The sequence below is a fragment of the Cryobacterium sp. TMT1-19 genome, assembly GCF_004403055.1.
Lineage (GTDB): Bacteria > Actinomycetota > Actinomycetes > Actinomycetales > Microbacteriaceae > Cryobacterium > Cryobacterium sandaracinum.
Genome location: NZ_SOHB01000016.1, coordinates 1 through 24,119 on the forward strand (window position 1 = coordinate 1; position 24,119 = coordinate 24,119).

Annotated in this window: 21 protein-coding genes and 3 pseudogenes; 5 read left to right on the forward strand and 19 right to left on the reverse strand. The window is 61.8% G+C overall.

Annotated features, from left to right (window positions below; all coding sequences use genetic code 11):
* From E3T40_RS16240 to E3T40_RS03610, 3 genes and pseudogenes are all read right to left on the reverse strand, one after another.
* Positions 1-424: pseudogene (locus E3T40_RS16240) on the reverse strand (hypothetical protein); the annotation flags it as partial.
* Positions 425-720: 296 nt separating this feature from the next.
* Complete coding sequence (locus E3T40_RS03605; RefSeq protein ID WP_134542667.1) at positions 721-996, reverse strand: hypothetical protein; 276 nt, start codon at positions 994-996, stop codon at positions 721-723.
* A 253-nt stretch (positions 997-1,249) separates the two neighbouring features.
* Complete coding sequence (locus E3T40_RS03610) at positions 1,250-3,538, reverse strand: ATP-binding domain-containing protein (RefSeq protein ID WP_174843643.1); 2,289 nt, start codon at positions 3,536-3,538, stop codon at positions 1,250-1,252.
* A gap of 309 nt (positions 3,539-3,847) precedes the next feature.
* Between E3T40_RS03610 and E3T40_RS03615 the strand changes: the two genes are divergently transcribed.
* Positions 3,848-4,477, forward strand: a complete 630-nt coding sequence (locus tag E3T40_RS03615) for a hypothetical protein (protein ID WP_134542669.1) — start codon at positions 3,848-3,850, stop codon at positions 4,475-4,477.
* Between the two features lie 148 nt (positions 4,478-4,625).
* On the opposite strand, the gene E3T40_RS03620 is transcribed toward E3T40_RS03615, so the two are convergent.
* Positions 4,626-5,645 carry an LCP family protein gene (locus tag E3T40_RS03620; protein ID WP_166786562.1) on the reverse strand — a complete coding sequence of 340 codons (1,020 nt, stop codon included), beginning with the start codon at positions 5,643-5,645 and terminating at the stop codon, positions 4,626-4,628.
* A gap of 23 nt (positions 5,646-5,668) precedes the next feature.
* The gene (locus E3T40_RS03625) at positions 5,669-6,982 is read right to left on the reverse strand and encodes a UDP-glucose/GDP-mannose dehydrogenase family protein (RefSeq protein WP_134542671.1); all 1,314 of its coding nucleotides are present in this window, start codon (positions 6,980-6,982) and stop codon (positions 5,669-5,671) included.
* 116 nt (positions 6,983-7,098) lie between these two features.
* On the opposite strand from E3T40_RS03625, the gene E3T40_RS16245 reads away from it, so the two are divergent.
* The gene (locus E3T40_RS16245; protein WP_158251972.1) at positions 7,099-7,245 is read left to right on the forward strand and encodes a hypothetical protein; all 147 of its coding nucleotides are present in this window, start codon (positions 7,099-7,101) and stop codon (positions 7,243-7,245) included.
* Positions 7,246-7,256: 11 nt separating this feature from the next.
* Here the strand turns inward: E3T40_RS16245 and E3T40_RS17260 are convergent, their stop codons facing one another.
* Both E3T40_RS17260 and istA read right to left on the reverse strand, forming a co-directional pair.
* Entirely contained in the window at positions 7,257-7,382 is a 126-nt protein-coding gene (locus E3T40_RS17260) for a hypothetical protein (protein WP_255453791.1), read from the reverse strand.
* Between the two features lie 106 nt (positions 7,383-7,488).
* Positions 7,489-8,298, reverse strand: a pseudogene (gene istA, locus E3T40_RS03630) (IS21 family transposase); the annotation flags it as partial.
* A 167-nt stretch (positions 8,299-8,465) separates the two neighbouring features.
* Between istA and E3T40_RS03635 the strand changes: the two are divergent.
* On the forward strand, positions 8,466-8,870 hold the full coding sequence (locus E3T40_RS03635; RefSeq protein ID WP_134542672.1) for a hypothetical protein: 405 nt from the start codon (positions 8,466-8,468) through the stop codon (positions 8,868-8,870).
* Positions 8,867-9,619 carry an ATP-binding protein gene (locus tag E3T40_RS03640; protein ID WP_134542673.1) on the forward strand — a complete coding sequence of 251 codons (753 nt, stop codon included), beginning with the start codon at positions 8,867-8,869 and terminating at the stop codon, positions 9,617-9,619. Before E3T40_RS03635 ends, E3T40_RS03640 begins: the two co-directional genes overlap by 4 nt.
* 20 nt (positions 9,620-9,639) lie before the next feature.
* Here E3T40_RS03640 and E3T40_RS17500 read toward each other — a convergent pair whose 3' ends face one another.
* On the reverse strand, positions 9,640-10,035 hold the full coding sequence (locus E3T40_RS17500; RefSeq protein WP_134542674.1) for a helix-turn-helix domain-containing protein: 396 nt from the start codon (positions 10,033-10,035) through the stop codon (positions 9,640-9,642).
* Positions 10,036-10,125: 90 nt separating this feature from the next.
* Here E3T40_RS17500 and E3T40_RS03650 point away from each other — a divergent pair.
* Positions 10,126-10,473: pseudogene (locus E3T40_RS03650) on the forward strand (ATP-binding protein); the annotation flags it as partial.
* Between the two features lie 339 nt (positions 10,474-10,812).
* On the opposite strand, the gene galE reads toward E3T40_RS03650, so the two are convergent.
* The 11 genes from galE to E3T40_RS03705 form a co-directional block, all read right to left on the reverse strand.
* Entirely contained in the window at positions 10,813-11,895 is a 1,083-nt protein-coding gene (gene galE / locus E3T40_RS03655; protein WP_134542675.1) for a UDP-glucose 4-epimerase GalE, read from the reverse strand.
* Positions 11,896-11,988: 93 nt separating this feature from the next.
* Complete coding sequence (locus E3T40_RS03660) at positions 11,989-12,975, reverse strand: glycosyltransferase (protein ID WP_166786563.1); 987 nt, start codon at positions 12,973-12,975, stop codon at positions 11,989-11,991.
* 63 nt (positions 12,976-13,038) lie between these two features.
* Positions 13,039-14,433: an O-antigen polymerase gene (locus E3T40_RS03665; RefSeq protein ID WP_134542677.1), complete on the reverse strand. Its 1,395-nt coding sequence runs from the start codon at positions 14,431-14,433 to the stop codon at positions 13,039-13,041.
* 153 nt (positions 14,434-14,586) lie between these two features.
* Positions 14,587-15,726 (reverse strand): hypothetical protein, encoded by a 1,140-nt coding sequence (locus E3T40_RS03670; protein WP_134542678.1) that lies wholly within the window; start codon positions 15,724-15,726, stop codon positions 14,587-14,589.
* Positions 15,727-15,961: 235 nt separating this feature from the next.
* Entirely contained in the window at positions 15,962-17,158 is a 1,197-nt protein-coding gene (locus E3T40_RS03675) for a glycosyltransferase family 4 protein (RefSeq protein ID WP_134542679.1), read from the reverse strand.
* On the reverse strand, positions 17,155-18,129 hold the full coding sequence (locus E3T40_RS17505) for an NAD-dependent epimerase/dehydratase family protein (protein ID WP_134542680.1): 975 nt from the start codon (positions 18,127-18,129) through the stop codon (positions 17,155-17,157). The genes E3T40_RS03675 and E3T40_RS17505 overlap by 4 nt, the downstream gene beginning before the upstream one ends.
* Before the next feature lie 2 nt (positions 18,130-18,131).
* Positions 18,132-19,169, reverse strand: coding sequence for a glycosyltransferase family 4 protein (locus tag E3T40_RS03685; protein ID WP_166786564.1), 1,038 nt, complete (start codon positions 19,167-19,169; stop codon positions 18,132-18,134).
* 2 nt (positions 19,170-19,171) lie between these two features.
* Positions 19,172-21,010: a nucleoside-diphosphate sugar epimerase/dehydratase gene (locus E3T40_RS03690; RefSeq protein ID WP_241981659.1), complete on the reverse strand. Its 1,839-nt coding sequence runs from the start codon at positions 21,008-21,010 to the stop codon at positions 19,172-19,174.
* Positions 21,001-21,933, reverse strand: coding sequence for a hypothetical protein (locus tag E3T40_RS03695; protein ID WP_166786565.1), 933 nt, complete (start codon positions 21,931-21,933; stop codon positions 21,001-21,003). Before E3T40_RS03695 ends, E3T40_RS03690 begins: the two co-directional genes overlap by 10 nt.
* A gap of 47 nt (positions 21,934-21,980) precedes the next feature.
* On the reverse strand, positions 21,981-22,589 hold the full coding sequence (locus E3T40_RS03700) for a low molecular weight phosphatase family protein (RefSeq protein ID WP_134542689.1): 609 nt from the start codon (positions 22,587-22,589) through the stop codon (positions 21,981-21,983).
* Positions 22,589-24,031, reverse strand: a complete 1,443-nt coding sequence (locus E3T40_RS03705) for a polysaccharide biosynthesis tyrosine autokinase (protein ID WP_134542683.1) — start codon at positions 24,029-24,031, stop codon at positions 22,589-22,591. The genes E3T40_RS03700 and E3T40_RS03705 overlap by 1 nt, the downstream gene beginning before the upstream one ends.
* Between the last annotated feature and the right edge of the window lie 88 nt (positions 24,032-24,119).

A 24,119-nucleotide genomic window follows, 5' to 3' on the forward strand; every position in this document is an offset into this window, starting at 1 on the left:
AAGAGACGCGGGTCAGACGAGTGATCAGGTCGATGCCGCTACTGGCCCCGTTCTTATCCGCCAGGGACTCATGGCCCAGGATGCGGCGGCACCGCACCGCAATATCGGCGGCCGAGGCAACCCTGGCCGCATCGACCCGACGGCCGAGGTCTTCAACCGTGCCCAGCACCATCATCGCGTCCGCCTCGCCCAGGAGGGAGAAGGACACCGAATCCAGCACGGCCGCGGCCAGATCACGCGCCTGCTGCAGCTGCTGCACAAGGGGTGACTGTGCACGGGGTGCCTGCGCGAGGGGTGCCTGCGCGAGGGGTGACTGCGCGAGGGGTGACTGCGCGAGGGGTGACTGCGCGAGGGGTGCCTGCGCGAGGGAAGGCACCGCCTGCGGTGAGGCGGTGGGGTGGTGCGGAGTGGGGGCTCCAGCCATACCTCAATAGTAAACGTATACGAATGTGCAGTCAAAGGGTTCTGCACAAGTATAGAAAGTAATTCGGTCGGCGCGGTGCCGTGGTTGGCCGACCACATGCATCCGTTGCGGCGCCCCTCAGGCACCCGCGCCCCTCGGGCAACCGGGCTCCCTAACGAATTCGTTCGGCCGGGGGGCCGGCGCAGGAGTGGCGGGTGAGGAGGGCGGCTCGCCGGGACCCGGCAAGCCCAACCACGGGCAACCCCAACCACCGGCAACACCAACCACCTGGACAGGGCACCTGGCGACCCCCTCCACTAAGAGTCGCTGCGTCCTGAGATCGGGCTCTTCGCGAACAGACCCACCATGAGGATGATAAGCAGAGTCGTTCGCGCCGCATCGCCCTTGGGCAACGCAGTCGCGTCCTCGATGGCTTTCGCCTTCCCGGGCGCGTCCATCGATCTGAGGATCTCGCTGACGCCCTTCTGCATCTCATAGGAACCCAGCGACCTGAGCAGATCACCAGCGGCCCTCTGCTTCTCATTCGAATCCAGGTCTTTGGACTGTTCCATGACTACGTCGAAAGAGGCCATTTTGATTCCGATCTGTGAATTGAGAAGAGCGTTCTCAGAACACAGGCCGATCAGCCGCCCCTTTCAACGCGTCCACTCGGGGCCGCCACGTGGCATCCGTCGTGACGTTAACTCGGAGAATTTCGGGACACGCCGGGTTTGGCGCCGCGGGGAACGGCGTGTCGCGAAAAAGTCCGCAGAAAACGCAGGGGCACGGATGCCGCGGCACGGGTTCAGAGAATGGCTCGCCGGGTTTCGACAAGCGAAACCACAGCTACAGCCCCGCGGGCAACTCCCCCGTCGCCACGAGATACAGCCGTTGCGTAGGCCGCGTCATGGCCACGTACAGCGCCCCGGCGCCACGCGAGGACGCCGCCACGATCCCCGCCGGGTCCACCACGATCACGGCGTCGAACTCCAGCCCCTTCGAATCCTGCGGGGTGAGCACCGCCACATCCTTGAGCAGCCCCGCAGCCCCGACACCGACACTGACGCCCAAGGAACCGAACGCAGCAGCCAGCGAACCAACAACCCCCGCCAGCGCAGGCTCCAGCACGATCACTGCAACGGTGCCACCCAACCCCAAAGAGCGTTCCCGCCGAACAGCCTCAACAACATCCGAAACCGTCTCAATCGGCCACTCGCTCGCCCGCACCGACCGCGCCGGAGTGATCGGCAGATCGTGCGCCAGCGCCATCGACTCGGCAGCCGAAGCGATCTGGCTGGGGGTGCGGTAGTTCACGGTGAGCTCCTCGAGCCGCCACCGCGAAGCCTCGAGCGAGGAGCCGAGCAGGGGCTCGAGGGCGTCGCGCCAGTTCGACGCGGCCGCGGCCGACGCCGCCTGGGCGATGTCGCCCACGATCGTGAACGACCGCAGCGGGCCGCGCCGCAGCACCAGCCGCCACTGCATCGGCGACAGCTCCTGTGCTTCGTCGACGACCACGTGACCGTAAGTCCAAGTGCGGTCGAGCGCGGCGCGCTCAGCCGTGGTGGCCCGGTCGCCGAGCTCGGCGAAGTTGTCGGCGAGCGCCTTGGCGTTCACCAGCCCCTTCACCTCCATGTTCGAGATGGCCAGCTCCGCGTTCTCCACGTCGCGCTTGCGCTGCTCCTTCTGCTCGCGCTTCTGGGCTGCGTCGACCACGTTGTACTCGCCCAGGTGCTCGGCCGCCTCGTCGAGCAGCGGCACATCCGAGATGGTGAACTCGGCATCGCGCGGCCGGTGCAGCAGCGCGCGCTGAGCGGGCGTCCAGGTGGGGGTGAGCTGCGCCAGCCATTGCGGGCGGGCGTAGAGGTCTTGCACGAGCTTCTCGGGGGTGAGCGGCAGCCAGGCCGTGTTCAGCGCCACCCGCACGTCGTCGGCCAGGCGCAGGTCTTCGCGCAGCATGGGCAGATCAGTGTCGTCCATCGACCGGCCCTGGTCCTTCAACTGTGCGAGCCACTCCCGGGAGAGCGCGGCGAGCGCGTTCTTCACGAACGTGACCCGGGCCTCGTTGTGCGGCTTGCCGCCGGCCCGCGCTCGGTGAATCGCGGTCTCGATCAGTTGCGGCTTGAGCGTGAGCCGGTCACCGTTCACGACCAGCACTTGCGCCGACGCCGGCACCCGCTGCCGCGACCGCACGGCACGCTGAACGAGCCGGGCCATCGAGGTCTGGCCCTTGATCGCGGCGACGGCCGGGGCATCCTCTCGGGTGGCCTCGATGCCCGGGTAGAGCTGGCCCACGGATGCGAGCACCACCCCGGTCTCCCCCAGCGACGGCAGCACCGCCTCGATGTAGTGCAGGAAGGACTCCGACGGCCCCACGATGAGCACACCCGAGTTCTTCAGCCGATCCCGATGCGTATATAAGAGGTACGCCGCACGGTGCAGGGCCACGGCCGTCTTGCCGGTGCCCGGGCCGCCCTGCACGACGAGCACGCCCTTCAGGTCTGAACGGATGATGCGGTCCTGCTCCGCCTGGATCGTCGACACGATATCGCTCATGTGCCCGGTGCGCTGGGCGGTGAGTGCGGCCAGCAGTGCGCCCTCCCCCTGGTGCTGGGTTGCCGAATCGCCCTCGAGCAGTGTGGCGTCGAGGATCTCGTCCTCGATCCGCACGATGTCCCGCCCCTTCGAGAGCAGGTGCCGGCGGGCGCGGGCGCCGAGCGGCGTCGCCGCGGTGGCCTGGTAGAACGCGCTGGCCTGCGGCACTCGCCAGTCGAGCAGGATGGGCCGCAGGTCTTCGTCGCGCAGCCCCAGCCGGCCGATGTAGCGGTAGACAGAGGCACCCGTCGAGTCGGAAGAAGAGGAAGAGGAAGAGTCGGAAGCAGAGTCGGAGTCAGAGGAGTCGGCGGCCACTTCGAGCCGGCCGAACGCCAGCCGGTCGTCGACCTCGCGCAGCTGCACGATCCGGTCCTCATAGAGCCGCGCGAACGTGTCCCGCTCGGAGCGCGACTGGTGGTTGCCGCCCACGTCGAGCCGCCGCACGGCTACGAGTTGCTGCTCGGCCTCCCGCTGCAGCGCGTCGAGACGCGCATACAGATTCGCGACATACTGCTGTTCCCGCTGAAGCTCCTGGTCGACCACGCGCACACCCCTTGAAATCCGAGCCTCAAGTTTACTCGGCTCGAGCAGGGCCGCCAGACAGGCTCTCGCGGCGCGAATAGGAGCCGTAAAAGCCCTGATCATGTCCTAGCCGAAACCTCCTTCCGGTGCTATCACTGCACCAACGGGTTTGAGTGTCTCCGACGGGAAGGCAGTCCCATGGTTCAGATGCGGGTTGCGATAAGGGCAATCGGGGCGGTCGTTCTCAGTGCAGCGGTCGTTCTCAGTCTGGGGAGCTGCGTCGTCGTCGCGGAGAGGGCGCCGGCGTGGAAGATCACGATCAGCCAGGCTTTGAAGAAACTCGAGCCAGTCGGGAACGAATTCGGCACGATGAAACAGCCGGCACCACTAGACGATCTGGCAGGTGGCCTCAAAGCTGCGCCGGCTCAGGGGCTCACCGCGGCCGAGGCCGACATGATCGCGCGTGCCGACGCGATCGTGCTGTTCTGGAAGGAGGTCACGCGGGTGTCCACCTTTGCCGGTATGGTGGCGGAATTCATCCCCGAGGACGCGATCAGGTTGGTAAGCCTGCGCCTTGCTCCCGACTCACACCCTGATTTCGTGAGGCACGTGAACGGAGTGGCCGACAAGGCGCTCAAAGGCCTCACCTGCAACATGGCGCACGAACGCCTGGACCTCGCCGGACAGGACGCCGTCGCTGACCTCCCCCTGACCTATGACCCGGCTGTCGGGTTCACAAACGAATCCGTACTCCCTTATTTCGATGCGAACCTGGCCGCACTGGGCTACGACCTGAATGCTGTCGATGAGACCTTCGACGCCTACGGTTTCTCTATCGACGCCATCGGCAGAGCCTCAGAATGGACAGACGCGATCACGGGAGTAATCGAGTCCCCTGATCAGACGACCCAGCGCGCCTATGTCTACTACATTCGGCTCTGCCTCATGCCCGCGCGCTGATACGCAGTGCCGGGGTCCGCAACGTGGTGAGTGCCCCGCGCACAGTGCCCCCCACCCCGTGAAATCCGGCACAAATCCACAGGTGTCGAGAACGCCACCGGCCAGAATCCCAACAAGCTGACCACGACCCCGCCAGGCTCGTGGCCCCTTACTCCATCGTCTGTAGCTCGGGCTGGTACGTGTCGAGGGTGTCCGTCTGAAACCCCTGCTGCACTTCCTTCAACTTGTCTTGGTCAATGACGACGATCGACTGACCGTCGGGCGAGGTACCGGTGCCTGTCGTCGGCAGGGTGAAGAACGTGACGTCACCCACGCGCACGTCGCGTAGCTCCACGGCCAGACCGGCCACGTAGGCCGAGTTCAGCCCCTCGTCAACGGCGAGGTAGGGAGCAATCGCCCCGACCAGATCGCTGATCCTGGCGGGGTTGGTGAGGGTTTCCGCCGTCAGCGACTTGCCCAACACGGCCTTGATGAAGGCCTGCTGGTTGCGGGCCCGCTGAAAGTCGCCGTCCGCGAAGGCGTATCGTTCCCGCACGAAGGCCAGCGCCTCCGTGCCGTTCAAGCGTTGGGTTCCCTCGGCGAAGTAGCGCCCCGGCAGCGAGGACGAGTCGAAGCCGACCGGATTGTCGATGTCGACGCCGCCCAGGGCATCCGTGATGCCTTTGAACCCGGTGAAGTCGACGATGGCCACATGGTCGATGCGCGCACCGAGAAGACCCTCGATGGTCTGCACGGCCAGGGGAACCCCGCCGTAAGACATCGCGGCGTTGATCTTGGCCTCGCCCTCACCCGGAATGTCGACCCAGCTGTCACGCATGATCGACATGACATAGATGTTCTCGCGGTTCGCCGGCACGTGCACCACCATGATGGTGTCCGAGCGCTGGCCGGTGAGGTCGGTGATGGACCCGTCGTTCGCTCCCCGGGTGTCAGAGCCGAGCAGGAGGATGTTCTGCCCGGTTGCCCCGTCACCGGTTGCCGGGTCACCGGTTGGCGCCGGCGGCCGTGACGTCTCGTCGGGGAACACGTCGGGGATCTTCACGGTTTGGCTATCGAAGGTGTTGCTAAGAGTCCAGGCGTAGACGCCCGCAACCCCGCCAACCAGCAGAACGACGGCGGCGATGGCGATGAGCGCGATCCGCCACCCTCGGCGTTTCGGCTTTGACACCGAAGCATGAGAAAGGTCGGCCATCAGGGCCGACCGAGCCCCAGGTAGGTCCAGCCCGCAGCACGCCAAGCAGCAGCGTCAAGAGTATTTCGACCGTCAATTATTATGGACACACGAACCAGAGTAGCCGCCCAGACCGGGTCAATCTGCTTGAACTCCGTCCACTCGGTCACCAGCACAACGGCGTCCGCGTCACGCAGGGTCTCCTCGATGCTGGTCGAATACGTGAGTTGCGGATGCCGCAGGCGCGAGTTCTCGATTCCCTGCGGGTCGGTCGCCATCACGTCGGCGCCGAGGCCCCGCAGCTGCACGGCCACGTCGAGGGCCGGCGAGTCCCGCACGTCGTCGGAGTGCGGCTTGAAGCTGAGCCCCAGCACGGCCACCTTGGCCGTGTAGACGGGCTTGTCCAAAGCCTGCAGGGTCATCGCGACGACCCGCTGGCGCTGCCGCATGTTGATCGCGTCGACCTCCTTCAGGAAGGAGACTGACTCGCCCCGGCCGAGTTCCTCGGCGCGGGCGGTGAAGGCACGGATGTCCTTCGGCAGGCAACCGCCGCCGAACCCGACGCCGGCGTTCAGAAAACGGCGGCCGATGCGGTTGTCGAACCCAATGGCGTCGGCCAGCTCGGTGATGTTCGCCCCGGAGACGTCGGCGATCTCACTCATGGCGTTGATGAAACTGATTTTGGTGGCCAGGAACGCGTTCGCGGCGACCTTCACGAGCTCGGCCGTGGCGTAGTCGGTCACGATCAGCGGCGTCTCAGCGGCCATCGCCGACGCGTAGACCTCGTTTAGTAGCGCCGTGGCCCGCTCTCCGGCCGCGCCGGTCGGCACTCCGTAGACGAGACGGTCGGGACTGATGGTGTCTTTCACGGCGAAGCCCTCGCGCAGAAACTCGGGGTTCCAGGCCAGGGTGGCCCCGCTGCCGGATGCCTCGATCACCCCGGCAAGGCGGCCGGCGGTTCCGACCGGAACCGTGCTCTTGCCCACGACCAGGTCACCGGCGGCAAGGTGGGGCAGCAAAGACTGCACAGCCGCGTCGACGTAGCTGAGGTCAGCGGCGTGGCTGCCGGCCTTCTGCGGGGTTCCGACGCCGATGAAATGCACCTGCGCGCCGGCGGCATCGGCAATGTCGGTGCTGAAGCGCAGCCGACCCGACGCCATGGCCGAGGTCAGAATCTCGGGCAGGCCTGGCTCGAAGAACGGCGGCGTGCCCGCGGCCAACTGGTCGATCTTTCGGGCATCGATATCAATACCCACCACGTCGTGGCCCAACTCGGCCATCGCCGAAGCGTGCACGGCCCCCAGATAGCCACAACCGATCACGGACAGTTTCATATCTCATTCACCACGACTGAAGCCTAGCCTCGGGCACCATCCGAGGCAGCCTAACCCCCTCTTTTGGGGGCCCAGAGCAACGATTCGGGTGTCACCGCAGCGGTACAGTAAAAATTGTGACTAAAATCCGGCCCGAGCAGATGGGCCATAAGGCATTATTGCGACGAGGTCGCAGCACCAAGGGACTGCAGTACGCCTTTCTGGCCGTCGCTGCGGTTTCCGCCGGCGTCATCGGCTACGCCGCCTTCGCCATCGGCCTTTAGCCCCGCACCGACTACTCCGCCGCGACGGTCGCGCAGTCGAGGGGCAGATCCGATATTGTCGTGGGGTTCACCATCGGAGTGACCTCGGACTGAAGCGCCTTCTTGCCGGTTCCGGACGCTATCATGTCGAGTGTCATCTTCGACGTGGCGCCGTGACGGCGCTCACTGAAATTCCCCAGTTCTGCTCACTGAAATTCCCCACTCCGGGTCGCTTCCGCACATAGAATCGGGCCTTTCTCGAAACGCGATCACCCAGGTGGCAACATGAGAGACAATGTTCTCGACACTGGCTTTGTCTTTTGGGCGGCGGATTCTGCCGGGCAGAACCGCTGCCGAATAATGCGCAGCCAGTTCCCGGTATGCGTCGTTCAACACGATCTCACCCTCTCGAGGGTGCTTGATCACTCCGGTCTTCAGGTTGTCGGGCACGATCCGGGGCACCGTTCCACCGAACCACTCGAACATCGCCACATTGGCCAGCAGCCAGGTGTCTTGCCGCATATCCAACGCCGGCTCGACGAACGCGTATCTGGAAAACGGCAGGCACGCGACGAACAAATACACCCGAGACGTCTCGCCTGTCACCGAGTCGGTGAGCTGCATCGTTGGACCCGACCAGTCGACTTCGACCGTCTGCCCGGCCTTATGACCAACCCGGGACGCCGCCCCCGTGATCAACGTATGCGCCGCGTATGCCTTGCAGAATCGGTCGTACCCCATTGCCGGCTGCTCCTTCGCAGCGCATCCGTCGACGTACTCGCCATGGAGCAGTTTCAGCGTCACCCCCACCTTGGCGAGCTCTTTGTGCACCCCTTCCTAATCAGGCTCCACGAACACACTCTCGTGCTCGCCACGCCCCGGGAACAGCAACGCATACACCCCAGCATCGCTGCGGCCAGCATGACCGTCACGGCCCATGCCGGCGAGGTCAGCGGCGTCAAACACCGCAAGCACACTCTTGCGCGACATGCCCTGCGCGAGAGCGATCGCGCGCCCCGTCTTGCCTTCAGCGCGGAGTTCGAGCACCAGCTTCGCTTTGATTTTTCGTACCATTGCTAACTACTCCTTCCGCCGCGCGCCAATACACGCGTCGGGAGGAGCTAAGCAGATGGCCCCCAACGGAAATATTCAGTGGACCCATAATACGCTACTGGTCGCATCGTCCAGTGGCCCCGAACGTCAATAACGCTGGCCCCCAAAAGCGCAAAGACTCACATGTTGTGAACGAGTACCGGACGAACGATGCCGATCAGCCCCAGGGCGAGAAATATGGGGAATGGGACGCGGTGAGGATCCGGGCATGGGCTGACCGTATCGGCCCGAACATGGTGACCGTGGTGAACAGGATCTTCGAGGCCGTAGCGGTGGAGGAGCAAGGCTTCGACGCCGCCCTCGCAGCGTTGCGGCTGAGCCGCCGCTACTCCAGCGAGAGAGTGGAGAAAGCGTGTCAGATCGCGCTCGAAGGTCGTGTCCGGTCGCCCCGGTATGCGCACCTGCAGCCGATCCTGGAGACCGGGCAAGACAAGTCACGCACCCGCAGGATGCCTCCCTTCGAACCTACCGAACCTGAATCCGGCGGGTATGTCCGCGGCGCCGACTACTACGCCGGAGGCGGTGCACGGTGAGCCGGATCGATATCGAGACCAAACGCAAACTCCGCGAAATGGGCGTGGCCGCCCTGTTGGGCGCGTTCGACGCCCAAGACGACACCCTCACCCTCGGTTTGGCGTTCGAGGAGAAGATCAAACTCGCCGTCGATGACGCCCATTCCGTATTCACCCAAACCAAGGTCGAGGGCCTGATCCGCCGGGCGAACCTGCGATATCCGAATGCGGACCTGCGCCGCCTGGACCTCGTCGAGGAACGCGGCCTTGACCGGTCGATGCTGGCGGGGCTGGGCACGTGCTCGTTCATCGACCGGCAGCAGAACGTCGTGTTTCAAGGATTCACCGGGTCGGGGAAATCATATCTGGGGTGCGCGCTGGCGAAAGCCGCGTGCCTGCACCGGGTGCGAGCACATTACATTCGGATGCCGGAACTCGAAGAGGCCTGGCAGCTGGCCCGCGACAAACCCTCCGGCACGACCAAGTTCTTGAACAAGTACGCCGCATTCACACTCCTGGTGATCGATGAATGGCTCCTCGACGAACCCGACGAGAGCACCAGGAGCATGCTGCTGGAACTCCTCGAGCGACGCTACGACCAGGCATCAACGGTGTTCTGCACTCAATACGCCCAGAAGGATTGGCACCAGCGCCTTGGTTCCGGGGTTCATGCCGACGCGATCATGGACCGCATCGTGCACAACACCATCTGGGTCGAGACCGGCGGCCACAACATGCGAGAACACACCGCCGGCCAGGTCAAGGCATAAACCTGTCGCGCGGTCGGGCGTCACTGGCCCCCGACCGCGCGACAGCCTGGCACCACAAGGCAATACCAGCGGCCCCCGAAGACAATATTCAGCGGCCCCCAAACCCGCAAATACTCAGAGATCACATTGGACCTGGAACCCGTGCGGGTGCACCAGCCGATCCGCGGGATCCGGCACCGCATACTCCGGCCGCAGCTCGGCGATCTTGGCCCGGAACAGCGACGGAGACCCCGACCAGCCCACCCGCTCGGCGGCGGTTGCGGCCGGCATCGTTGGCGTCGCCGCGAGCAACACCCGCACCTCGCCCGATCTACCGTTCCTCGGGACACTCCGACCAGCCGGGCTATCTCCCGCTTCGAATGCTTCCCCGTCGAATGCAGGTGGCGAATCTCTGCCCAATCATCCAGTTTGATCACCTTCCATGATGGTTGGTGGCCCTATTTTCAGTTGGCGTTTCTGGCACTGTTTTCAGTTGGCGTTAACACCTCGCCGCCCGCTGCCACCGCGCCGCGATCGAGGGCAAGTGGGGCACGATGATGCGGTTCTTCGCCGGCCCAACGCTGCTCGTGATCGATGAACTCGGCTACCTTCCGCTGCCCGCCGAGGCCGCATCAGCACTGTTCCAAGTCATCAACCCGCGCTACCTGAAAACGTCGATCGTGATCACCACAAACCGGCCCGTCGGCGCCTGGGGCGAGATCCTCAGCGACACCACCGTCGCCGCCGGGATGCTCGACCGGCTCCTCCACCGATCCGTCGTCGTCACCCTCGACGGCGGCTCCTACCGGCTCCGCAACCACGCCGCCGCCTCCAACGAGCGCCGCCGCGTGACAACGGGCACAAACTTCCCCTAATCTAACCCCGCGACCTGGGGAGCTTCGATGAGCAGGACTGGGGAATTTCGCTGAGCGCCGTCTCAACAACAGGCTCCGGAAACGACTCGGTTGGACAACACCGGCCCAGCTCCTCGCCGACCTACTACGATCCAATTAACTAATCATTGTTGCGACGACCGCTGGAATTCGCCCTAGAACTCGCCTGGCACTATTGGCCCTGTTTTGGGTTGGCGTTAACAGAAAGAAACGGCGAACTTAATGAACACCTAAAGAAACTGACTCACCAAGGTTGACGTCTTCCGTGGCGCCGCGCCGTGGATCCAGAATCTGTTGATCTCACTTTGTCAGCCAACCAAGTTACGGAGGGGGTACAACACCACACCCGTCAGGCTTAGGATCGAGGCGTTCAGGAACAAATGAGTTGGCTTGGGACGAGTAGCCATAAGGATTGGCCAACTGCCACCTCCATGCATCGCGACAAGCGTCCTCTAACGTGCGCTGGGCGACCCAACCTAACTCTTCCGCAGCCTTCACAACGTTCCCGTAGGAAACCGCAACGTCACCGAGACGGGGAGCCACGACTTTGTAGGGGATAGAGCGACGGGCGACCCGCGAGAAAGCCTTGATCACTTGAAGAACACTCGAACCGTGGCCCGTTCCCAGATTGAACGCTCGCACACCTCCCAGGGAGGCCTCCAAAGCGGCTACGTGCCCGCGAGCCAAGTCGACGACGTGAACATAGTCACGGACTCCAGTGCCGTCTGGGGTCGCAAAGCCGTCACCAAAGACGGACACCTCCTCCCGGACTCCTGCGGCAACTTGGCTTACGAATGGAAGTAAATTGTTTGGTACTTGTCGTGGATCCTCTCCGATGCGGCCGCTTTCGTGGGCTCCGATCGGATTGAAATAGCGCAAAATCGTCAGCTGCATTTCGGGATCTGTGACAGCAACGTCCTGGAGGATTTGCTCGATCATGGCCTTTGTCTGCCCGTAAGGATTGGTTATTCCCTGTCCGACAACGCTCGATTCAGAAACCGGAAGGTCAGCGATTGTTCCGTACACCGTCGCTGATGAGCTGAACACGAGTTTCTTTACTCGGAACTCCCGCATGACCTGCACGAGCGTGAACGTGCACCCAAGGTTGGTCCGGTAGTACCTGATCGGATCCGCGACAGACTCACCAACAGCCTTCAGCCCCGCCAGGTGAATGACAGCGTCCGGATTCGATGCCACAAAAATTTCGCGGGTCGCATCAATATCTGACAAATCGGCGACGTAAAGGTCCACCTTCCGCCCCGACAGTTCTTCGACACGACGCAGCGACTCCCGGCTGCTATTTGACAAATCGTCGATAACGACAACCTCATGGCCACGTTCCAGTAACTCCAGAGCCACGTGAGACCCGATGTATCCCGCCCCGCCGGTCAGCAAAGCACGCATGCCCCGATCCTCTCCCCCATGCCACGCGTTCTTAAGCTGGCAACACCCTTAGATTACCGCCACTTCCATGCCTTCAGAACTTAGGCCCGGATTTCAGGCAAGCCCCATAGCGCTTTGCCACGAGTCGGCCCACGCCGTATAGCTGTACTTGGCTTGAATAGCCAAACGCCCATTTTGTCCGCGGCTTGATCGGCGATTCTCAGGCTCATCCACCAACGACTCCAGCGCATCCCGCCATTCACTGTCGGAACTTACCGCCATTCCATCGGCGTCTTTCAGAACGCTGTCGTTGGCTCCGACAGCACTGCCTAACATAGGCAGCCCAGCGGCTCCGTACTGCAAAAGCTTGTAAGCGCACTTTCCTCGACTCCAGAGCGAATCTACCAGAGGCATGATTCCAAAATCTGCCTTCACAAGCTCCTGTTGAAAGGTAGACCTGGCCCATTCGACGCGGTCGACCATCTTGTCGAGGGCACCCAGAGACGCGTTCCCTGCGCTGACGACCGACAGTCGAAGCCCCCGAGTTTCGTGCACGGCGAGGAGAGGACCGGCGATACCTTTTAGGTAAAGTTCAGTGCTGGGAGATCCGAGCCAGACTGCACGTGGTACTTCATGAATCCCATACTGCGCCTTAACCAAGTAGGACTCTGGGGCAACACAACTGGGGATCACCACGACATTGCGGTGATGGCGAGATGCCTCACTTGCCAGAAAATCATTGCCGGCAATAACAGTGTTGGCTCCCTCTACAGACTTACGCCAAACTCTTCTTTTCGACCAAACGCTTTCGCGCCTGCTTACAGGGGTGTGCATTAGCGCGTCGTCAAAGTCGTAGACGCCGTGGGATGAGCGGGCTAAGAGATCCCTTTCAACTAAGCCATTGCTGAACGGACTCGCCTGACGCGAGAGCAGGACCGTGGTCCCCTCAGCTGTTCGAACAAGGCGCCTGAGCTCAGCCTCAACTCCCGGGATGCGAAACGGCTCTTTCGCGAGGCTGCCAAGGGAATTGGTCGACCGGCCAAGGTAAGTGAACGAATCCGCCTCGATCGCAAGATGGTCCAACCAGTCAAATACTCTCACCCGCGCGCTTCCAGCCCCCGGTCCGTAGCTCGTTACCGTTCGAATTTGTACCATGACCGGAGCCTATCGGAGGCTCTGGCGTGCAGTGCGCGCGAAACTTCGGGACTTCGGACGACTATTTCTGGTGAGAAGAACAATGAATATCAACTCGGTAATGAACAGTGTGTCTACGACTTTCGTGACGAATGGTGCGAGAAATACGCTCGATAGAACAGCCCCCTGCAGCCAGAACATGCGTGGAGATTGGAATCGCCGATCGTGGAGTCGAGTTGCAATCCAACCCATCAGGAGCATCGCAACTACAACGCCTGGAATTCGAAAATCTCTGTAGAAAGGCTCAAGCCACGTATAGACGTTCGTGAGAACTCCCGTGTCAATGAAAGGTGCAATTGGGTTCCAGGGCCGCACGACAGGCAGGGCTTTCAGCACCGGAGAAAGCGTTGCCGCGCCCCAAGTCTGCGGGTTATAGTCCCCAATTGCCATGGCGTCTGGTCGAAACGGAGGGGGCCAGCTTGCATTCTGCGAATCGGTGAGCTGGAGAAACGCGATCGTTCCGCCGGTGTAGTAAATGAAGGGGGAGGTGAGGCCCGACGATTGCAGTTCAGTAGAGACGGTTCCTGCAGAGAGCGCTTGCTGCCCATTCTTGTTGAGGAAGCCAGCAACTACCTGAAAAGCTAGGAGCGAGGAGAGTACGAGGAAAACGATTGAAACAGTAACAGCTGTTCTGCTCATTCTTGATGGAGGAGCGCCCGCCTTCAACTCTGGAATGGTTCGATCTCGCACTCCGCCCAGAATGCTCGACTCGCGAGTAATCAGCATCGCGACCAGCCACAAGATACCCATAAAGAGATTCGTTCTTTGCAGAAGCGCCAGCATGCTGGTCGCCAAGAGGGCCATCGCGAAGAGCCGCACAACCATTGGGAACGGCTTATCGAGCGCCTCCCTAAAGCCGAAAACGACGAATAGGACTGGGCCGAGATATAGCAAGATCCGAACGGGCAATGGTATGGATTGCAAATAGGACACTGCGGAATATGCTCTGATGCTCTCGGGATCAGTTAGGAGCGTCGTGAGACCGTATCTTTGCTGAATCATGAGGAGGTAGTAACAAAAGGCGCCTCCGTACATTGCGACGGCCCAAAACAAAGCTCGGCGAGATAGCAATGCGCAGATCTTGGTTTCTCCATTGGCGCTCCAAGTCGACAACCCCTGATCAGATAGTCGCGAAAGAAGGGATCCGAGGTTAAAGAAGACCAGACCCAAAGACAGAGTCAGCCACGCCTCAGTGGACGATTCCTTGTATCGGACGAGGTCCGTACCGATGAGGAACAATGCGCCGGCCCAAACGCCATTGTGAAGAAGAACCACGGTAGAGGGCTTTTTCACCCCGAACGAACCCACTCCGGTCATCACTGCCAACAGCGGGATAAGGATTACTGCCCAAGTTGCATTTGACATAATCACTTCGCCCCCTGCCTACTGCACGCTACTTGGAGGGCCCAACTCAAGCCATCCCTTGTTTGAACCAGCCCAATGCGGCACCTCAGGTATTCTGCGCACACCGCGATGCCCTCTATGACCCTGGTCGGACCGCTGCCCCTTTCTGCATGATCAATCTTCATGCGTAGTCCTAATGACGAGGCCGAACCAGGTAAGTGCAGATAGCGCAGTTGCCACTGCGAAGCCCCAAATGGCAGCGGAAAGTCCCCAGATCAAGGCTCCCAGTAGTGGCGCGACTATGGAGAGAGCTGTTTGCGCGATGCGCCCGACGAGCATCGGGTTCCCGCGCAAATAAACGCGGGCGATGATGTAGTAGTAGTGGCCGAAGAAGCTGGCTGCTACGAAGCCAGCAGTAGGCACACTGTAGGGAACAAGGGACGACAGTGACCCGAGATTGATATTAACTGCATCGACTAGAGCGAGCGCTCCATAGGCAGCACCGCCAAAGCCAATACTGGCGAAGAACGATGCCCAAACTCTCCTGGGAGCTTGGTGCCTAGCGAGACTGCCAACCGCGAGTGTCGGGCGAAGAGGGTTGAGCACCAGCCTCACAGGGGCCGCCACATTTGACACTGCTCTATAGATTCCGAAGCTAGAGATGCCCAGGACCGGCGCGACCACAAACGGTGTTCCGATTGCCCCGAGGTCCATGAGCAACGAATCTCGAAGCAAGAGTTTGATGTGATGCCCGTGCTGTGTTATCCAGGCTGGAATAGATTTAGGGGGTTGCAAGCGGGGCCATGGTTTTGGGATTGCGGACGCGACCGCGCCTGCCGCCCAAGCTATGACAATACTTTCCAGCGCACCAAATCGATTTGCACTAAGAACCAACCAAACCGCGACCGTGACCGCCAGTCCTGCTGCATCCGCCCAGATTACAGATCGCCACAGGTTCATGCGCACCTGGTGATAACGCGCACCTGCGCGATAGGTTCCGACCGCGACAGCCAGCGCGCCACCGCTTGCGACCAATCGCAGTTCAGGGATTGCGGCAGATATTACGAGCGCGCCCAGGCCAGCTGTGAAGGAGAAGTACACCAGGAAGCTCGAATACTCTCGCCAAGATGAAACGCTCCCTTCATGGAATCCACTCCGGAGCCAGGGTTCGCAAATCACCGAGAGGCAGACTGAAGTGGCGAAAGCAAAGAGGAGATACTGAATCGAGAAGACGCCGAACTCGGCGGGTGTGAGAGTGACCAAGGCAAGCAGCTGAAGGGCAAGTACGAAGGCAGCGTTCGTGCCCGTAGCCACCAAAATTGTTATGCGGCCTGCATAGGGAGATGACCCCGAGCCGACCCCAACGCGAGAATTCTTTACCGCACCATTTGGCCTTTGAATTTGAAGCCCTCACTTCCAACTAATTTGATGCAGGCAATGCGGCACTCTGCCGAGGACCCCTGCAGGACGAGACAGATATTTATTCACAAGGCACAGCGGCTCTGGACGAGCCGAAATGCCCAGTCTTGACAGCATCGCCATGTGCCAACTAACGCGACGTCAAGTACTCGCGAATCAGGGCCTGCACTCTTCTGGTGTCAAATTCCGTCTTCACGAATTTAAACGCCGCATCGGCTAGCTCTACGGCGTGACTAGGATTCTGAATAGCATCCCGGAGTGCATCTGCCAGCTGCCGCTCGGAGCCACGATCAACCAGGTATCCCGTCACTTGATCCTCGAGTAGATCAACAATACCTGTGACGTTTGTCCCCACGACCACCACTCGACTTGCCATTGCTTCCAGCAAAACGTTGGGCAGACCCTCGCGATGGCTCGGCAGGCAGAACACATCCATTAGTGGATAGAAAAGGGCAGTATCTGTGCGGTAGCCCACGGCGATGACTTTCTGTCCCGTTCGGTTGAGCTCAGCGAGCGCGACACGACCGGACTCATCGTCGATGCCACCGACGATGAGCACTTGAACCGCTAATCCCTCAGCATGAAGCAGAGCAAATGCCCCGGCAAGTTCTGGCAGCCCTTTATCTCTGGTTAGACGCCCCACGAACCCCACGGTGGGCAGTGACCGATCGAGTCCTATCTCCAGCGCGAGGGCGGAAATCCGCTCTTCGTCCGAAGATACTGCAGCAAATCGAGCAATGTCGACCCCATTGCAACTCCCCCCGCCGAGTACGATTGCGGATTTCTTTGAGACCATTCCTGTTCGCACAGCGAGAGCTTCAAGCGACTTGCTCACCGAAAGAGTCTCGTGGGCGCTCCTGGCCGTGAGCCTTTCCACAATTCGCAGCATACGGAGTGAGAGCCCAGTGGATGTTTCTAACCGCAGCCCATGCAATACGTAGATACGACGCTTCACCCGCATGATTCGAGCGGCAACATTGCCAAGCAGGGCCGCCTTGGGTGTCCCGATGAAGGTCACGTCGGGCCGAATGACCATCATTAAGTGAATCCACCTCGTGAAGGAAACCAAGTCTGACGAGGGATTCGGTGTACGCCTCATTTCGAGAGGATGCACAGTGACGCCGCGGATGTCACGCAGGCCGTCTGATCTCCGTCCGCGGCCAGCGACTATGTGAACGTCCCAGCCATCATCGACAAGCGCCTCCGGCAGCCCCGTGTGAAATTGAAGAGAGTCATCAATTGTGACACCGATGAGTATGCGTCGCCGACGAGCAGTTTCAGGTGAGCGCTGAATGACCACTCTCTCACCCACAAGATCAGCGCTCATCTGCCTCTCTCCGTCTGCGTGGCCGTGGCCCGGAGAGAAAAAGCCCTAGCCGTCAAGCGCAGGGCAGCTCGGGACGAGCATTGCTCCTTGTAGGAAGCGTCCAAGACATGAATATTCGACGAAACCTGCAGGCTGCCAGTCAGTCGACTTACGTCCGCTCGTTTTCCGAGAAGGGATCCAGTAAGAGCCAGCCATGCCACTGGGACAGGAAAGAGGCGTGGGTGGCGCCCCATACCCGCGGAGAGCTCTCGAACAACGTCAGCAGTCGACAGGCTTTCATCGTCGGCAACGAGCAGAGGGTCGCCAATGTTGCGCTGCGTCAGAACGCACAAGCCCAGAATGACTACCAGGTTCTCAACAAATATCATCGACCGTGAATTTAGGACCGATCCCAAGGGCAACGGAATCCCACGCTCAATCGCCCACATCAGCCTCAGTAAGTTACCGCCAACCCCGTCCCCATAAATTAAAGGAGGCCGAATGACGATTACGTCGAGGCTAGAGTCGAGTTCGATCTTGCGCAACGCTGTTTCAGCGTTCAGTTTCGACATGCCATAAGGGTCAATTGGAGTGGGAGTGTCTGAAGCCACGAGCGACCCGGTCGTTGTGCTCTCTCCGTTGGCCTTTATCGAGCTGACATAGACAATTCGCGAAACCGAGGCTGCAACGGAGTCCTGAGCGAGTTTCCGAGTCCCCTCTGTGTTCGCAAGAGTAAAAGCCCGCATTGGGTCTGAGTCCTTTTCGTCCATGACGTGGACACGCGCAGCCAGATGAACCACCACATTCTGGCCTCGAACGGCCTCGCTCCAATCAGTTTCGGGGCCCAAATCTCCGACGATAACTGCGCGTGTGCCGGGAGGCGCGATGTCCAGGCGCCGAACCGCAGCGGTCACCTCGTGACCTTCGCCCACCAGATGCTCACAAAGGTGCTTGCCTACAAAACCATTCGCCCCAGTGACTAAGACTTTCATTGTCACGCCTTCCCCATACTCGTTGCGCCCGGAAGAGCACCCTTACCAATTCGAAGGCGAGCAAGAACTGTGGGCAAACTGAGGTACGCAACAACGATTGCCACGATCCCCAACCACGCCACCCACGAGCCGCCGATCCCATTGTCAACGACTGATTGAATCCCGAACACACCGCACCCGACCGAAGCCACGGAGACAATCGCTGCAACCTGGAGATGGCTGAGCCCCAAGGCTGTCAGCCGCTGGTAGACATGAGTGCGATGAGCTTCGAACCATTTTTCGCCCCTGACTACCCGCCGTGCAAGCGTGATGGTCGAGTCAGCGAGGTAGATGGCTAACGGGCCGATGATGGCAACCAAGGGAGCGCCGCGGACTAGAGCCGACACCGCAATTATTGCGAGGCCACCACCGAGGAGATAGCTGCCCACATCCCCGAGGAACAATCGTGCCCGGACAAGGTTCCACGGGAGAAACCCGACGAACGCCAGAGCGATGATCCCTCCCGCTGAGGCCAGCCATGGCATTTCAAGCAGCATGCCGATAGTTGCATAAGTTATACCCACGACAGCTCCATGCAACCCCGAAATGCCATTAATTCCGTCCATGAAATTCGCAACATTGATGTAACCCGCAATCCCAATCCCGTAGAGCGGTAGCATCCACCATCCCTCATCTGACATTGCAAGGACTGCAAAGGTTCCGCCCAAGCCAATCCCTAATTGGAAACCCGCTCTGACGAGAACGGGCAAACCTTTATAGTCCTCAAGCCAACCCAGAAGTCCAGATGCTGCAGACACTCCCAGAATGCAAACAAGGATTCCGAACCCGTCCTTGGTTTCAAAGTGGGGCAAGAGAATTGCGTAGCCGACCGCGACTGCGAGCAGCGGAGCCAGGCCGCCGCCTCGGATAACGGGAATTGTGTGGGATGACCTCATGTTTGGAATGTCAACTACGCCCATTCGGGTGAGCAATGGTTTGAGTACAGCGGGAGCCAAAAGACTCACAATGGCGACAGCGATCAGAGCGATGGCGATGGTCATTCCTAAGCTGCCCCTGATGCAGCGCCAGCCACGGCCAAGCCCCCATGCTCGCTCTGACACCGTCTGTTCCATTGCGCCTGATCGAGGGCATCCGGAGCTATCGGATCAATCACGGCGTGGGTGATCTTCGGGTGGATCGGCCGTGCGTCCGTTTCGTGGTCGCCGATGAGTTCTTCGTGCAGCTTCTCCCCGGGGCGCAGTCCGGTGTAGATGATCTTGATGTCCTTGCCCGACATTCCAATCATTCGCTCGGCCACGTCGAGGATTCTGACGGGCTCGCCCATGTCCAGGATGAGCACCTCGGCGGGACCGCCAATGCCGCCGGCCTGGATGACGAGCTGACACGCCTCGGGAATGGTCATGAAGAATCGGGTGACATCGGGGTGCGTAATGGTCAGCGGTCCACCGGCCTCGATGAGGGTGGTGAAGGTGGGCAGCATCGAGCCACGGCTGCCGATGACGTTGCCGAAACGAACCGAGAGGTATGCGCGCTGGGATTCCTGGGCGGCCCACGCCGTGAGCTTCTCGGCAACGCGCTTGGAATGACCGAGCACACTCGTGGGGTTCGCGGCCTTGTCGGTGGAGATGTTCACGAACGTGGTCACCCCGACCGCCTGGGCGGCTTCGAGCACATTGAGCGTGCCGAGCACATTGGTCTTCCACGCCTCGTCGGGGTACTGCTCCAGCATCGGAAGGTGCTTGAGGGCCGCAGCGTGGAAAACCACCTCAGGTCGACGCTCAGCGAAAATGGACTGCAGTGCCTCGGCATCCCGGATATCCGCGAGCACCACGTCCTTCGTGTCGAGAAGCCCGTGACCGAGGATGGAGATCTGAGTACCTTGAAGGCCCGTTTCATCGCGATCGAGCATGATGAGTTCGCTCGGGCCGAACTTGGTGATCTGGCGGCACAATTCGGAGCCGATGGAACCGCCCGCGCCCGTGACCAGCACGCGTTTGCCGGCGAGATAGCCTGCGATCGACTCAACGTGGGTGTCAACGGGGTGACGACCGATCAGGTCTTCGATCGAGATATCGCGAAGGTCGTTGAGCCGTGACTTGCCATTGAGCAGTTCTTCAAGGGGAGGAAGAACCAGAACCTTGAGATGGGCGGCCTCGGCGGCATCAGTGATGTCTCGTAGTAAGGAGGCATCGGCCTTGGCGATGGCCACGACCAGCGCAGTTGCGCCGGTGGCTTGAGCTGCTGCGGAGAGGGACGCGCGAGAACCGACCACGCGAACGTCATGCAGCCAGAGATTGCGCTTGCGCGGATCGTCGTCGATAATCCCCACCGGCAGAAATGGCGAGTTTCGGTCGGTTGTCATGCGCCGAGCAATCGACGCCCCCATATAGCCGGCACCGAAGATCAGGGCCTTCTGAATGTCATCTTTGGGAACCACCGACCGTTCCACCAGGAGACGCTTGACGTAACGCACGCCGCCCATCAAGACGAAGGCCATGGGCAGGGCGATGAAGACCGTGCTGCGGGGAATGCCGACCACCGTGCCGGCGACGGCAACCGGGATACCCAGGATGACGGTCGAGGCGAGAACGACCCCGAGCAGCGCCCGCACCTCGGAAAAACTTCCGTAGATGTGGCGCCCCTGGTAGAGATGGTTGACACCGCCCGCAAGAAACTGAACCAGGCACGCAGCCGCGCACAGCGCCAGCAGCGGCCCTAGGCCAATCAGCCGCAAGTCGAACTCATAGCGAAGAATCTCGGCCAAGAACAGGGCGACAACCCAAGCTCCCGCGTCGAACGCAAACTGAGTACCGAACCGCACCAGCGGCACAGACCCGTGCAGTTCCTGCATCCGGGTCGTTGCAAAGTCGCTTACTGCCATGTTGTGCCCCCATCGCTCGAACTACTCACTATGTCCCCCGCCCACAGCCAGACCATTCCGTCGGCGCTTGCCACCGCCAGGTCGCTCGGCGTGACTTCCTCACGGCACCCGCTCGGGGTCAGCGCCCCGTCGAACTCGTCTGACGTCGCGAGCAGCTGTGCGCCCGCGCAGCCGGCCTGCTCGGTGGCCACGATGATGTAGCCGTCGTCGCTGACGGTCAGGTTTGCGGCACCGGGAAGAGCGACCCCGGGCCCGTAGGTCGCGGCACCATCGCCGGTGCGAAAGAGGGAGCCGTCTGAGCAAAGCAAGGCAGCCGTCGAGTCGGTGCGGGGTGCAAGTGCGATCACCGCGGAACAGGGTGCGGCGAATGAACCTGCCGGGCTGTGAACGGTGGCTCGGTCGGCCGGGTCGACATACCAGTCGGCACCAACGCGATCGGGGTATTCCTGCCACTGGTCGCCGGCCACGAAGGTAGTCACGCGTTGCGGGGTGCAGTCTGCGGCCGTGAGCGTGACCATGGAGGCCTCCGACTCGCTGGAGATAGTGATCGACAGGATGGAGGAGGAATCGGTGTCGGCCGAAGCGTCGAGTGCTGTCCAGGTCTCACCGGCGTCGGTGGAGAGCTCCGGGTTCGCGGTGGCGGCGGGGCAGTCACCGGTCGTGGCACGCCAGAGTGTGGACGCGTCGAGGGCGGTGAGGATACGGCTAGGGGTCGAAGATTCAATTGCCGTGGGCTCGACAGGCTCGACCACCGGCTGCTCCGTTGCCGCGGGCTCTGCGGTCGGCGTCGTGGTCTCGACAGGCTCGACCGCCGTGCCCGCATTGGCCGAAGGCTTCGACGCGGTGAGTGCAAAGGACACCAGGGCAACGTCGAACAGCAAGAACACGGCCAGACCCGCAATGAGCAGGCGGCGGCGAAGCACGCTGTCGCGGCTCTTGCGACTCTTAGGCTTATTTCCTCCCACGGCGTTCACCAGCTCGGCTGCACCGTTGCGGCTCTATGGAACAGGGCAGTGACAGCGTTAATGGCCGGCACGAGCTGCTGGGCGGACTCGACATAGACCTCGTCGCTACGGCGATAGGGGTCAACGACGTCGTCGTCATCGGCCGATACCAGGGGGGGGACAGCGCCACGCTGAGACGCGGCCAACCCGATCAGAGTGGAGAGGCGCCCAACAAGGTCATCGAGGGGCAGAGCGGCAGCCTCGTCGAGGTCTTCATCGGTGAGGTCCGCAACGAGACGCGCAAACTCGCGGATCGTGAACGTGTAACGGATGGCGCGTGGCAAAAGCTCAACGATGGCGCGTCGGTGTTCGCGGGACATCGCGAACACCAGGTCGGCGTTCTGCACGTGGTCGGCGGTCAGCTCTTGGGCCACGTGGGCACTCGGGTCACCGCCGAAATGGCGCGACAGGTCGGCGGCTTGCGCTGGCATGCCCTGACCGGTCAGGCCGATTGTTCCGGCACTGGCCAGCTGCACCTGCGGCCACGAAGCCAGGCCGACACGTAAGAGCTGTTCGGCCAGCGGCGAGCGGCAGATGTTGCCCGAGCAGACCGTGAGAATGGAGAAGGTCTGCATCACGCGGTTCTCCGTCGGGCCTTGCGGATGCCCCGCCCCGCGGGCGCTGCGGCACCGACAGTGGCTTTCTCTTCCTCGTGGATCGTGCCGTAGCTGTACTGGCCGTAGCCGTAGGAGTCGGGCCCCCTGGTGGGCAGCATGGTGATGACCATGCCGACGAGGCGGCTCCCCGCGCGCTCCAAAGCCTTCACGGCGCTGGTCAGCTCATTGCGCTTCGTGCGCCCGGAGGCCACCACCATGATGGCGCCGCCGCAGAGCTTGCTCAGCACGGCGGCATCCGTCACCAGCAGCAGCGGCGGGGCGTCGATCAGCACCACGTCGAACTCCTCGGTGAGCGCGCCGAGCATGCGGGCCATCGCAGCGGAGCCGAGCAGTTCGCTCGGGTTCGGGGGAACGCGGCCGCTGGGCAGAACGAACAGCTTGTTCTTGCCCCACTTCTGCAGAACGTCCGCGAGCTCGGCGCGACCGATGAGCACGTCGGTAAGGCCGACGCCTCCCTCGATGCCCATGTATTCCGCCACGCGTGGCAGGCGCAGGTCGCCGTCGATCAACGCAACCCGGGCGCCGGTCTCGGCGAGGGCGATTGCGAGGTTCGCCGTGGTCGTGCTCTTTCCCTCACCGGGCACCGAACTGGTGACCACGAAGCTGCGCGGCCCACCCTCGATGTTCACGAACTGGAGGTTGGTGCGCAGGCTACGGAATGCCTCGGCCCGCGGGTTCTTCGGGTCGGTGTGCACGACCAGGGGGCGAAGGCTCGCGCCGGGGTCGTTGGTGATGCCGCCGAGCATCGGTGAGTCGGTGACCAGCTCGATGTCGTGCAGGCTGTGGATGCGAGTGTCGAGCACGCTGCGCAGCACGGCGAGGCCAATGCCAACCGCGAGACCCAACAGAAGGCCGAGGGCGATGTTCAGCGGCACGTTGGGGCTGGCCGGCGTGGTCGGCACGATCGCCGGCTGGATCGTTTCGATCTTCACGGGGCTGGCTGCGTCGCCATCGGGCTTCTCAAGGCGGTCGACGACGACCTTGCTGAAGTTCTGCCCGACGGAGTTGGCGATCTGCGCCGCGAGCTCCGGATCACTGTTCGTGACCGAGACGTCGATCAGAACGGTGTTGAGGGGTGACGTGGAGGTGATTGTGGAGGCGAGCTGCGCGGCGGTCAGGTCGAGGTTAAGTTGCTTGATGACCTCGTCGAGCACGATGGCACTGTCGACGACGTCGACGTACGAAGTGACGGCCTGCCGGGCAAAGCTGGTTCCCTGAACCAGGTCCCCCGTCACAGCGCCGGCGGAGGCCTGCACCGCCACGTAGAGCTGGGTGTTGGCGATGTACTTCGGGGTGGTCGCGATGGCCGCACCGGCCGCGCCGGCGATTCCTAAGAGGGTGCAAGCGAGAATCAGAATCCAACTTTTATGAAAGATTCTGAGGTAGTCCTTGAGCTCCACGCGCGTTCCTCCGGTAGTACTAGGCAGAGAGGAACCGCTCGAGTTGCTTTATCCCCTTGGCTATCTTTGCACATAGGAGTAAATGGCC